The following is an 11,816-nucleotide window of genomic DNA, read 5'->3' as shown; positions in this document are numbered from 1 at the left end:
TTTTTTTTTTTTTTTTTTTTTGCTTACCTTTGTAACATATAAGGGGGATTGTACAACTGATGAGACAAGTTATTCTGTGAGAATTCTTCGGTGTTCTGCGGTTGTGTAAAGAAAATATAGAATATGAGGAAGAAGGAGAAGTATTGCAATAGGCATTTTACGTTTTTTAGTTTTGTGTTTGTTTTACTCGTAATGACCGCTTGTACAAGTGAATACGGGGAAATTAAAAACATAAAATCGGGTGAAATAACCGAAACTGTTGAATTAAGAGCAACGGACAGTGTTGTGTACCATCTTGGTTCATCAGTTTCGCATATCATGACGGCGTTTGACTATAATTTAGAGAAACAAATCTTTTCCTTTTATGCTTCCGATACGGTCTATCGTTACAAAAAAGATGTTTTGTATGACAAGATTCCTGTACGCAAACGCCATATAAATTCATTTTCAAGTAAAGAAGGTTCTTTATGGGCTGTTGATTATAACGGCAATAGGCTTTTTAAAGTCGATTCGTTGGGAGGAATTGTGAAAGATTTAAAAATAAAGGAAACTGTAAAATATTTCCATCTTCCCATAACAAAAACAAGCCCGATTATAGAAGATAAAAACAAAATATACTTCTTTGGTAACATCAGCGGAGAATATTCGGATGAAAATGAAGAAAACAGAAGAGTTATGGGAGTATATGACTTGGAAACGCAGAAATTATCTTGCTTTGTTGCTTATCCGAAAGAGTATGAACATAATTTCGGAGGAGGATTGTTCCGTTGGGTATATGCCGACTATAATTCTAAGGAAAGAAAAATCATCATCAGTTTTCCAGCCTCGCATTCACTATACGTATATGACATAGATAATCTTGAAAAAGAAGTGTCGTTTTACGCAGGGAGTAGGTTTATCGAATCCATTAAATATCTGAAATCGCCCAAGATGTTTCCGATTGATGCAGAAACAAAAGTGAGGCATTTTGCAGAAACGCCGAGTTATTCAAGGGTTATTTTTGATCCATTTCGGGAGGTGTACTATCGTATAGCCGAGCAGGGTACCGTTTACGAAGGAATGGTTGGATGGTCTAAGGAAATATCTGTAATTGTTCTTGATAAAACATTTAAAATTATAGGGGAGACCTTTGTAGGCAAATGTCTAAGTAATTATAGATATGCCATTTATGTTGATCAGGAAGGTCTTAAAATTCCTGTTCAATCTTCCGAAGATGTGTTGATTTTCAAAAACTATGAATTATGCAATATACAAAAATAATTTTTTATTTGTTTTTCTGTTTACTCGTTGGTTGTGATTCTGGCAGAGAAATATTTGAGAAACAAAATTAAGTTGTCATTGGATAATTCTTATGTTGACACAAGTAATGATTTTATAAAGATAACAGCTAAAGAAATGAAGATATATCCGTACAGGATTGTTTTGAAAAACGGAAAAATAGAATCTATAGAATACAGCAAAGATGGGAACGAGATTTTTAATTAATTTGTGTTATTTTTTTCTTGTGATATTCGTGTCTTGTGAAAGTCATACGGAGAAACAAGCAGAATATGAGGCAGTACTTGATTTGAAGGAATCAATGGGGGTTGAAAAAATGTCTATAAAGCCTTTGGAGGCTACTCAAATGATTCCACTGGAATTTACGAAAAGATCAGTTTTGCAAAGTGCATATATTGAAGGTGTTACCGATGAATATATTGTTGTTAGAAATGGAAATAGTTTGATTTTTTTTGACACGCAGGGGAAATTTTTATCAAAGATTTCACGTATGGGAAATGGCCCAGAGGAGTATATTGAGAATACGTATAGTTGGATCGATTTTGATAAAAAAGAAGCTCATGTGTATGACTTGCACAGAAAATCTGTTAAAAGATATGATTTTTCAGGGAATTTTATAGAAGAGAAGAAAAACGTTCATTTATGGTCATTTACTGAATTAAGTTCGGATAGATTTATTGCTTACAACGATATGCTTTCGAACTTTGAATTTACCATTTATGATAAAAATTGGAATGTTAAGGATTCTATAATTGAAAGGAAAGATAAATTTAATATAAAAGATTTTAACGTAATTAAAAGTTTCCAAATAAGCAAAAACAACATCTTTTTTTACAACGCCCCGATTATTTATCAAAGTAAAAATGGGGGGATGTTTCCTAAAATATTTTTAGAAAAAGGAAATTTACAGATTCCTGATGAAATTCAATATGATCTCAGTAGAAAAAATGAAAAACAACGATACATTTGGAATGATTTTGTTACGTTGGCGGGGGATTATTTATTTCTCTCCTATTATTACGATAATAAAAAATATGACGATATATGGAATGTGAAAAATCAAAAGCTTTTATATCGTAACACTATATCATCTCCTGATGAATTGCCTGGAGTTCCAATCTCTGTGAACGGAGAGGAAGTAAGAGGCTGGATTCGATATTTTGAAAATGATATGTTCTACTTTGTAGTTTCGGAAGGTGAGCAAGAAAAATTGAATGTAGATAACGAAGAAAATCCGATAATTGTGGTTACTGATCTAAAAACATTTGAGAAAAGTTTTTCAGAGTAAAGGCTCATATTCGTAAATGTTATATACAAATTAAACGGTAATTTATTATCCAAGTAAACTACATAAAAAGCACTTTATCAAAGTATTAAGAACTTCGATGAAGTGCTTTTTGTATATTCAGTTGTCGGAAAATTTAGTGATAAAACCACGGTGTAAATATCTAAGTTTGTACTGTGGTTTTGTTACTAATTTGTTGAATCCCGTGTCACTTTTAATTATTTCTACAAGTATTCTATCTTCAAATTCTGAATTTTTCCATTGAATTTGTTAAGTTTTTTGAGAGGAAAGACTAAGGTTTGTATCCATTTTCGTGCTTTTTCTTTTAGATGAGCATCGTCCTTATGCGGGATGATTCCAAGAGTTTGCACTAATTTTCCGTTCACAAAAAGTGAAGTGCTTTTGTTGGTTCCTTCGATGCTTATTTTTTGTAAACTGTTCGTTGGCAGGATGTAGTTAAACTGATAGTCGTATCCATCACGGCTAAATCCTATTTTTCCGTCTTTGTCTCTCAAATAGAAAGTAGCATGATCAGACGTGAACAGAGGAGTGTTTTTTGGATTTTCTTTTATTAAGATGTCGAAACTCACACGATAGTCATAGCCTATATCCGTTAGGGATTGGTTTAGATTTTTGTTCTGCTTTGGTTTTTTCACCTCGAAAACTACTCCTTTTTTGGATTTTGCAGGTCGTGCAAGTAAATTTGTAGCAGGAGCTTCGCTCAGTAAGTGACGTTTTTGGTCGAATTCCTCAAAGGAAACCGTCGTGTTTTTGCCATCCCACATTTTTACTGAAAGTGTTTGCATAGCAGGGAATAAACGGTGGTAAACATCTTGTTGGCTGATACCATTACCCACATGGTCATTCCATACGGCAAACATACCTCCTTTTATGCGTGGATGTTTTTCTTCAAATACTTCTTTTCCAATCATGGCAGGAGTCCATTTTTCATATAAGTTTTTGATGTTCAAATAATCATAGTAATATCCTGCTGCAGGAACAATGTACAGCCATCCATCAGGAACGCTAAGCACGTCGTATCCCAAAGCTATCATATCACGTGGTTCAGCATATCCGTTGTACCAGCAAAGCATCAAAACATCATCTACTTTTACAGGGGTTTCTCCTTTTGCGTGAGTCAAAGCTCCCCAAAGAGCTACTTTTTTGCCGAAACTTTCTACGTATTTGATATAATAATCTGTGAAATAACGGAATTTTTCAACTACTTTTTGGTCTTTATTACTGTATTCATCCGTACCAATATGCACCAAAGGATTTACAAATACAGGTTTTTCTCCTTCTAAATATTCTTTAAACAATTTGTCGAAGAATTCATAGGTTTTGGGGTGAAACAGATCTACGTGGTCCTTACCGTATTCATCGCTTCCTATTTCAGGTAAATAGTGCGTAAATGCCAAGGTATGAGCAGGAGCATCAATCTCAGGGATTACAGTAACCCCTTGTTTTAGAGCGTCTATTTGGAATTGACGAAACTCCTCCTTGGTGTAATATCCATCTTTAGCGGAAAGTCCAGGGAAAGTGGTGCTTTCCAATCGGAAAGCTGAATAGGTTTTGTTCCAATCATCATTGAAAAATTGCTTAAATCCGTTATCGTTCAAATGCACTTGAAATACGTTCATCTTGTAGTAAGCCATTGTTTTTACTACCGATTTTAGGTAATCTAAGGTGAAGAACTTACGTCCTACATCGAGCATAAATCCACGCATCGGGTAGTCTGGATAATCAACAATTGTTCCGCAAGGTAATTGAGCAGATTGCTCGGTAAGTTGCAATAGCGTTCGTGTTGCCCAAAAAAGTCCTTGTGGAGAGTTAGCACTTACTCTTACTATTTGTCCGATTTCTATTTTGTAGGCTTCCTCGCCTTTATCAGTCAATATGGATGGATTTATTTCGAAATGAATATTAGCGTCGTTACTTTTTATTTTCAGTTGTTTGCCAAACATTGTTTCGAAATCTTCAGCAAAAATTTTGACGATTTCACTTGATTTTTCATCCCCCGAAAGAGTTGTTTTTTCTGATAAAGTAAAAGCACCATCGGATTGCGTCCATTCTCGAAGTTCGGGGATTACAAAGGGTTTTTGGTTTTGTGCTACCGCCACTAAAGACAATAACATCATCATCAGGAAAGAAGATATTTTATTCATAAGAGATTAATTTTGGTTTCATCGCAAAAGTACGGAAGAAAAAAACAAAAAGCTAATGTTAAACCTAAAAATGAAGAAAATGTACGGAGTTGGATTGCACTCATAAAGTCATTCAGATTTTTTTTTGATTATAAGAGTTTTGAATATTTTATTAAATGGTTGATAAACAGATGATGTGTAAGTTCGTTGTGAGTGTATAACGATAGATGTTCATATTCTTCATAAAGATAATTGTGCTTTGCGTAGGATTTTTTCTGTTTTTTACTATCTTTGTGCTTTGACAATCAAGAGGATGTAATTCTATCATTATTTGGTATGTTATACGACTACAACTTTGTTCTCTGAAGATTGTTTTTATCTTATTGTATTCTTTACAATATATTTTTTTATGCGTTTTTACTGTCCACTAAAGGTTGAAATTTTGAAAGGTAGTTTTTTAAAGATTGATTTTAGCGTAAAATGACTAATTTCTATTTTTTTTAAACATATTGGGCATTAAAAAATTCTTATAAAAGCAGAAAACTATGGCAACATTTAAACTTACTGATGAAATCATTGAACAAATTGAAATGTTCATTGAAGAAAAACGCAATCGAGAGTTAATTTCTTTGTTCGAAGAGATGCACTATGCAGACATTGCTGAAATTATTAATGAACTCGATGTTGATCAAGCGATTTATATCATTCGTTTGATAGGTAAGGATAAAACTGCTGACATCATCACCGAATTAGATGAGGAGTTCCGTGACAAAATTTTCGAAAAATTATCCGCCAAGGAAATTGCCGATGAGTTGATTGAGTTGGATACCGACGATGCTGCCGATATCATTTCAGACCTTCCCGAAGAGCGAAAAACTGAGATTATTTCTTACATCGAAGATGTGGAACACGCCAAAGATATCGTTGATTTATTACGATACGACGAAGATACCGCAGGGGGGTTGATGGCAAAGGAGTTAGTGAAAGTAAACGAAAATTGGAATGTACTCAAGTGTGTAAAAGAGATGCGTGAACAGGCTGAGTTTGTCAAACGAGTACATTCAATTTATGTGGTAGATGATAATGATGTTTTGAAAGGACGTTTATCACTCAAAGATTTGCTCACAACTTCCACACGTTCCAATGTGAAGGATATTTATATACCGAAGGTGGATTACGTCTATGTTACAGACAGTGCTGAGGACGTGGCTCACATTATGTCGAAGTATGACTTAGAGGCGATTCCTGTAGTGGATGAGATGAAACGTTTGGTCGGGCGCATCACCATTGATGATGTGGTCGATGTTATCAAAGAGGAAGCCGAAAAAGATTACCAATTAGCTGCAGGGATTACCCACGATGTTGAAGCCGATGACAGTATTTGGAAACTTACCAAAGCCCGTCTACCATGGCTATTGATTGGAATGTTTGGCGGATTGGGGGCTGCTAGTATCATTAACGGATTTCAGGATGCGATGAATAATTTTCCTATATTATTGATTTTCATTCCTTTAATACAAGCTACAGCTGGAAATGTGGGTGTGCAGTCCTCTGCTATTATCGTGCAAGGGTTGGCCAATAACTCCATTGATAGTCAACTCTGGGGACGATTATTAAAAGAATTCATGTTGGGACTCATCAACGGACTGGCTATTGCAGCTATTGTGATTTTGGTGAGCCATTTTCTTTTCGAAGCTGATTATATGGTAAGCACTACTGTTGCCGTTGCGTTGGTTACCGTGATTGTGAATGCAGCTATTATCGGTACTTTTATCCCGATTTTTCTACATAAACGAGGTATCGACCCTGCAGTGGCTACAGGACCTTTTATCACCACTAGTAACGATGTTTTAGGAATTCTAATCTATTTTTCAATTGCAAAGATAGTGTTAGGATTTTAGTTAGAAAGTGAAAGTTACGAATTTTCTTGTATTTTATGTTTTCATATTTAGTAAGTTACGTGTTTTTTGTTCATGTGAATGATTTTTCCGTATCGTAAAATGTTTTTCTATATGTACGTTTATAATTTAACCGTAGTAGTTAGTAATGAAATTTTTGAGTTGTGGTTCAATTGGCTCAAAACCGATTATATCCCAAAAGTAGAAGCTTCAAAAAAAATCAATAATACTCGAATTTTTAAAGTATTAAACACTCCATCGGATGTAACTTTTGCGTTACATCACGAAACTCAACATCCCCAGGATTTGTTGGATTTCATTACAAAAGATATCCCTCATTTTCAAATGCTTAGTCATAATCTTTTTGGAGAAAAAGCACTGATGTTTGGTACGGAATTAAAGGAAATTTTTTTATGACAAGGTTCATTTAGTTGATAAAAAGCAAATAACATTCAGTAAATACAATAGTATAAAGAGTGCTTTTTATGTTGTAAAATAAAGATATTTTCTATTTTTGCGACAAGAGTTAGCATATTAGATCTCTGTCTGTAAAGCAATGCCTCCACAATTACGTTTACATTTTATTGTTTTCCTTTGGGGATTTACCGCAGTTTTAGGAAAACTTATTGGTTTGGATGCCTACCATTTGGTTTGGTACAGGATGTTTTTTACTTCGATAATTTTGATAGGATTTGTTGCTGTGTTCTAAAAGCAAAGTATTTTTATTGAACGAAGTTTGGCTGTACGACTTATTGGTATCGGAAGCCTGATGGCTATCCACTGGTTGCTTTTTTTTCAATCTATCAAAGTGTCGAATGTGTCAATTACGCTGTCATGTATTTCTACAGCTACTTTGTTTGCAGCTTTCATTGAGCCATTAGTATTTCGTAGGCGTATTGATTGGACTGAAATTGTTTTGGGAATTGTAATTACTACTTGTATGTTGCTCATTTTCAAAACGGAAATACGCTATAAGGAAGGAATTATCTATGGTGTTTTATGTGCTATTTTTGGAGCTATATTCAGTGTTTTTAATGGTCGTGTACATGGGAAAACCTCTTCAGCAAACATCATTACTTATGAAATTTTCGGAGGTTTTTTCATGCTTACCATCTACTACCTTTTCTCGGGAGATTTGGAAGGGGTTTCGCATATTTCTGTAAATGATTTCTGGTGGACCTTGTTGTTAGCCAGTGTTTTTACTGCTTATCCAATGTTTGAGTCCATTCGGTTGATGCGACATATTTCTCCATTTACGCTTATTTTAGCCGTCAATTTAGAGCCTGTGTATGGAATTATTCTTGCCTATTTCATTTTTGGCGAATCGGAAAACATGAATCCGATATTTTACGTTGCATCGGGAGTGATGATTCTTTCAATTATTTTGAACGGAATTATTAAAAATCGGAGATAATTCGTCTTGTTAAAAAGATTTAAACTTTGTTATTATTTTCTTACTACAACCTTTTCTTAAACCATTCAGACGTGAGATGTTTGTATTTCGGTTCTGTAATTTGTAAATTAGCCTCACAAATTTTAAAAATACGTTTATAATGAAAAATAACACAGCATCTTTTATCAGAAAACGTTTCGGAGCGTTACTGTTTCTATTTAGCTTACCCATCTTTGCTCAGATTCAGAAAGTTGAACCTCCGTTTTGGTGGGCAGATATGCACCATAGTGAATTACAAATAATGCTTTACGGTAAGAACATCGGACAATTTTCAGTCGAAAGTGAATTGCCGATAGTGAATGTTACCAAAACAGAGAACCCAAACTATATTTTTGTTACTGTCGATACTAAGAATAAACCCGAGGGTAATTACAAAATCACATTGCTTAATTCAAAAAGAAAAATAACTACATTCAATTACGAACTTAAAAAACGTCGCGAAGATTCCGCATTGCGAAAAGGGTTCGATAGTTCGGATGTCATTTATTTGCTGATGCCCGACCGATTTGCTAATGGTAATCCGCAAAATGATTCTAATCCGAAACTCAATGAAAAGGCCGATAGAAAACTCCCTGGGGGAAGACATGGAGGTGATATTCAGGGGATTATAAATCATTTGGATTATATTAAATCCTTGGGAGCTACTGCCATATGGAGTACACCAATGTGCGAGGACAACGATGAAACTTATTCTTATCACACCTACGGACAAAGTGATGTGTACCAAATAGATGCACGTTATGGGACTAATGAAGACTACAAGCGACTTGCTTCGGAAATGCACAAACGCGGAATGAAACTCATCAAAGATTACGTAACCAATCATTGGGGTTGGAAACATTGGATGATTGATGATTTACCTACGTATGATTGGATTCATCAGTTCCCAGGTTATGCTCAAAGTAACTACCGCATGAGCACACAAATGGACGTAAATACTTCTGAATTTGATAAAAAATATTGTGTCAGTGGTTGGTTTGTAAAATCAATGCCTGATTTAAATCAGAGTAACCCCTTGGTGTTGAATTATTTAATACAAAATGCAATATGGTGGATAGAATATGCCGATTTGGATGGACTTCGAGTGGATACTTATTCCTACAACGATAAAGAACCAATTGCTCGGTGGACGAAAGCTATTATGGATGAATATCCTAATTTTAATATTGTAGGAGAAGTATGGCTACACGATCAAGCACAAATATCGTACTGGCAAAAAGATAGCCCTATCAGTGCCATTCAAAGTTATAATACGTATTTGCCATCTGTTATGGATTTTACGTTGCACGACGCTATTGGAGAGGCTTTTCGCGCGACTCCTTCGTGGGATAAAGGAATGATACAGATTTATGATAACTTTGTAAACGATTTTTTGTATAAGGATATTAATAATTTATTGATTTTTGCTGAAAATCACGATACATCACGTATTAATGAAATCTATCAAGATGTAAAAGATTACCAATTGATAATGACTCTTTTAGCTACAGTTCGAGGCATCCCTCAACTCTATTATGGAAGCGAAATTGGAATGCGAGGTGATAAAAGTAAAGGAGATGCTTACATACGTCAGGATTTCCCAGGAGGTTGGGCTGATGATAAACAAAATGCGTTTACACCAGCTCAACGAACTGAAGAACAGAAACAATATTTTGATTTTACGTCCAAATTATTCAATTGGCGAAAAACAAAACCTGTGATCCACTACGGAAAAACTAAACAATATCTGCCTCAGGATGAAGTGTACGTTTATTTCCGATACACAGAAACTGAATCGGTTATGGTAATTATTAACCAAAATAAAGAAACGCAAATGCTTGATTTAAATCGTTTTGATGAAAGTCTAAAAGGGTTCTATGGAGGAAAAGATATTATCTCAGGCAAAAATATTACATTGCAAAAGGACTTACAAATAGCAGGAAAAACAGCAATGGTGATTGAACTGCAGTAAATTTATATAACATTTAAAAATCAATCGATTACGAGTAAAGTAGTCGATTGATTTTTGTTTATTAAAAACTTCAAGGATACGATGCAGTTTCTTATGCAGAGGTTATTTACTTCTGAAACAATAACTGACTTTACTATTTCGATTATGCAGATATCCAAATGATTAAGTAAATCAAAAAGCTACACTTAGTAAAAACTATTTAATTTTCCTTCTCTTTTTTGTGAAAAAACTTTCCGAAATTGTGTTTTTTGTATTACTTTTACACCTCGAATCATTTTTTTAATTTACGTATGGATTTTGTTAGACTTTACATCAAGAGAATTTCATATAGTCATTCCCAAAACGAGGCTTTTGTTTTGATCCTACATGAGTTAGAGTCCGATTTGAAATTGCCTATCGTCATCGGGGCTTTTGAGGCTCAGGCAATTGCATTGGAATTAGAACGAAATGTGGTTCCTCCACGCCCGTTGACGCATGACTTATTTAAGATTTTCGCCAAAAAATTCAATGTAAATATTACTAAAGTAGTTATTAATCGATTAGAAAACGGTATTTTTTACTCCAATATGGTTTGCGAACGAGATGGAGAGGAGCATATTATTGATGCTCGTACCAGTGACGCCATTGCATTAGCTTTACGATTCAATGCACCTATTTTTACGCACCGTTTTATATTACAGAAGGCAGGAATTTACATTCCTGAACCCAATGAACCACAACCTCAATCTCCGACTCTTCACATTGAGGATGATGAAAAAATACAAGAGAAAAGAGCTCGTTTCAAACGACATTCAATGAGTGAGTTAAAGAGAATGCTTGAAGAATGTATTGAGAGTGAGGATTATGAATTAGCGGCAGAGTTGCGTGATGAGATAACTCGAAGAGAAACAGATGATTAACACAAAAATAGATGCACTTATTAAATAAGAATGGCGTAAAATGAGTTTTTATCACTATTTTAATGATTATAATCATATGTTGGGGCAATACGATTGTTACAAAGTCTACGAAAACTCATTAAAGCGAATTTTGAAAAACTTGACTAATGTAGAATAATAAAAATATACTTATGAGAACGATACTAATTCTTTTTCTTTTCCCGTGGATAGGAAAGGCTCAAAGTTCAGAAGTTATGTCACAAACAATTCCAAACCAAGGATTTACCTTTGAGAGTTTGTGGCGAGGAGTTCTTGGAATGGTGGTTTTATTGGCTATAGCCTATTTGTTTAGTAGTAACCGAAAGAAAATCAATTGGAAAACTGTTGGAATTGGACTCGCCTTGCAATTATCTCTGGCCGTTGGGGTGTTGAAAGTTGATTTTGTCCAAGCGATTTTCGAGAAAATCGGAGGGGTGTTTGTTCTTATTTTAGACTTTACTAAAGTGGGAAGTGAATTTCTTCTTGGTGGATTATTAGACGCGTCCACTTACGGGTTTATCTTCATATTTCAAATACTACCTACCATAATTTTCTTCTCTGCACTAACTTCGCTTCTCTTCTATTTGGGTGTTATTCAGATTGTTGTGCGAGGAATGGCATGGGTGCTATCCAAATTCTTAGGAATTTCGGGAGCTGAGAGTTTATCGGTAGCAGGAAATATCTTTTTAGGACAAACAGAAGCTCCCCTAATGATTAAAGCATATTTACAAAAAATGACAAAATCAGAGGTGCTATTGGTCATGATTGGTGGTATGGCAACTGTTGCAGGAGGTGTTTTAGCTGCTTATATCGGATTTTTAGGAGGAGACGATCCTCAGTTGCGATTGATATTTGCGAAGCATCTGCTAGCGGCATCTGTAATGGCAGGG

The 11,816-nt window shown here is 34.8% G+C and carries 10 protein-coding genes; 8 read left to right on the top strand and 2 right to left on the bottom strand.

Translation table 11 applies throughout. The annotated features are described in order from the left end of the window. Window positions 1-123 precede the first annotated feature (123 nt). On the top strand, window positions 124-1,260 hold the full coding sequence (locus CCAND38_RS10040) for a DUF4221 family protein (protein ID WP_082024984.1): 1,137 nt from the start codon (window positions 124-126) through the stop codon (window positions 1,258-1,260). A 202-nt stretch (window positions 1,261-1,462) separates the two neighbouring features. Further along, the gene (locus CCAND38_RS10030; protein WP_082024983.1) at window positions 1,463-2,566 is read left to right on the top strand and encodes a DUF4934 domain-containing protein; all 1,104 of its coding nucleotides are present in this window, start codon (window positions 1,463-1,465) and stop codon (window positions 2,564-2,566) included. Window positions 2,567-2,787: 221 nt separating this feature from the next. On the opposite strand, the gene CCAND38_RS10025 is transcribed toward CCAND38_RS10030, so the two are convergent. Next, on the bottom strand, window positions 2,788-4,728 hold the full coding sequence (locus tag CCAND38_RS10025) for a beta-N-acetylhexosaminidase (protein ID WP_042345158.1): 1,941 nt from the start codon (window positions 4,726-4,728) through the stop codon (window positions 2,788-2,790). A gap of 524 nt (window positions 4,729-5,252) precedes the next feature. Between CCAND38_RS10025 and mgtE the strand changes: the two genes are divergently transcribed. Both mgtE and CCAND38_RS10015 read left to right on the top strand, forming a co-directional pair. Next, complete coding sequence (gene mgtE, locus CCAND38_RS10020) at window positions 5,253-6,608, top strand: magnesium transporter (RefSeq protein WP_042005838.1); 1,356 nt, start codon at window positions 5,253-5,255, stop codon at window positions 6,606-6,608. Between the two features lie 111 nt (window positions 6,609-6,719). After that, window positions 6,720-7,022, top strand: coding sequence for a DUF4286 family protein (locus tag CCAND38_RS10015; RefSeq protein WP_042345169.1), 303 nt, complete (start codon window positions 6,720-6,722; stop codon window positions 7,020-7,022). Between the two features lie 196 nt (window positions 7,023-7,218). Here the strand turns inward: CCAND38_RS10015 and CCAND38_RS12165 are convergent, their stop codons facing one another. Continuing rightward, window positions 7,219-7,404 carry a hypothetical protein gene (locus CCAND38_RS12165; protein ID WP_338083616.1) on the bottom strand — a complete coding sequence of 62 codons (186 nt, stop codon included), beginning with the start codon at window positions 7,402-7,404 and terminating at the stop codon, window positions 7,219-7,221. A gap of 9 nt (window positions 7,405-7,413) precedes the next feature. Between CCAND38_RS12165 and CCAND38_RS10010 the strand changes: the two genes are divergently transcribed. The 4 genes from CCAND38_RS10010 to CCAND38_RS09995 form a co-directional block, all read left to right on the top strand. After that, window positions 7,414-8,019, top strand: a complete 606-nt coding sequence (locus tag CCAND38_RS10010; RefSeq protein WP_338083615.1) for a DMT family transporter — start codon at window positions 7,414-7,416, stop codon at window positions 8,017-8,019. 139 nt (window positions 8,020-8,158) lie between these two features. After that, window positions 8,159-10,009 carry a glycoside hydrolase family 13 protein gene (locus CCAND38_RS10005; RefSeq protein WP_042345156.1) on the top strand — a complete coding sequence of 617 codons (1,851 nt, stop codon included), beginning with the start codon at window positions 8,159-8,161 and terminating at the stop codon, window positions 10,007-10,009. 290 nt (window positions 10,010-10,299) lie between these two features. Beyond that, window positions 10,300-10,908: a bifunctional nuclease family protein gene (locus tag CCAND38_RS10000; RefSeq protein WP_042345154.1), complete on the top strand. Its 609-nt coding sequence runs from the start codon at window positions 10,300-10,302 to the stop codon at window positions 10,906-10,908. A 233-nt stretch (window positions 10,909-11,141) separates the two neighbouring features. Then, window positions 11,142-11,816 (top strand): Na+ dependent nucleoside transporter N-terminal domain-containing protein (locus CCAND38_RS09995; protein WP_439096266.1); only part of this gene is annotated, 675 nt, incomplete at its 3' end.

This window comes from Capnocytophaga canis, from assembly GCF_000827555.1.
Lineage (GTDB): Bacteria > Bacteroidota > Bacteroidia > Flavobacteriales > Flavobacteriaceae > Capnocytophaga > Capnocytophaga canis.
The sequence above is the reverse complement of the archived record's forward strand: the minus strand, read 5'-3'. Positions and strand labels throughout refer to the sequence as shown.

What these genes read in the sequence shown, in the direction of transcription:
- CCAND38_RS10040 (WP_082024984.1), top strand. Translation starts at nt 124, where the DNA reads ATGAGGAAGAAGGAGAAGTATTGCAATAGGCATTTTACGTTTTTTAGT.
- CCAND38_RS10030 (WP_082024983.1), top strand. Translation starts at nt 1,463, where the DNA reads ATGGGAACGAGATTTTTAATTAATTTGTGTTATTTTTTTCTTGTGATA.
- CCAND38_RS10025 (WP_042345158.1), bottom strand. Translation starts at nt 4,728, where the DNA reads ATGAATAAAATATCTTCTTTCCTGATGATGATGTTATTGTCTTTAGTG.
- mgtE (WP_042005838.1), top strand. Translation starts at nt 5,253, where the DNA reads ATGGCAACATTTAAACTTACTGATGAAATCATTGAACAAATTGAAATG.
- CCAND38_RS10015 (WP_042345169.1), top strand. Translation starts at nt 6,720, where the DNA reads ATGTACGTTTATAATTTAACCGTAGTAGTTAGTAATGAAATTTTTGAG.
- CCAND38_RS10005 (WP_042345156.1), top strand. Translation starts at nt 8,159, where the DNA reads ATGAAAAATAACACAGCATCTTTTATCAGAAAACGTTTCGGAGCGTTA.
- CCAND38_RS10000 (WP_042345154.1), top strand. Translation starts at nt 10,300, where the DNA reads ATGGATTTTGTTAGACTTTACATCAAGAGAATTTCATATAGTCATTCC.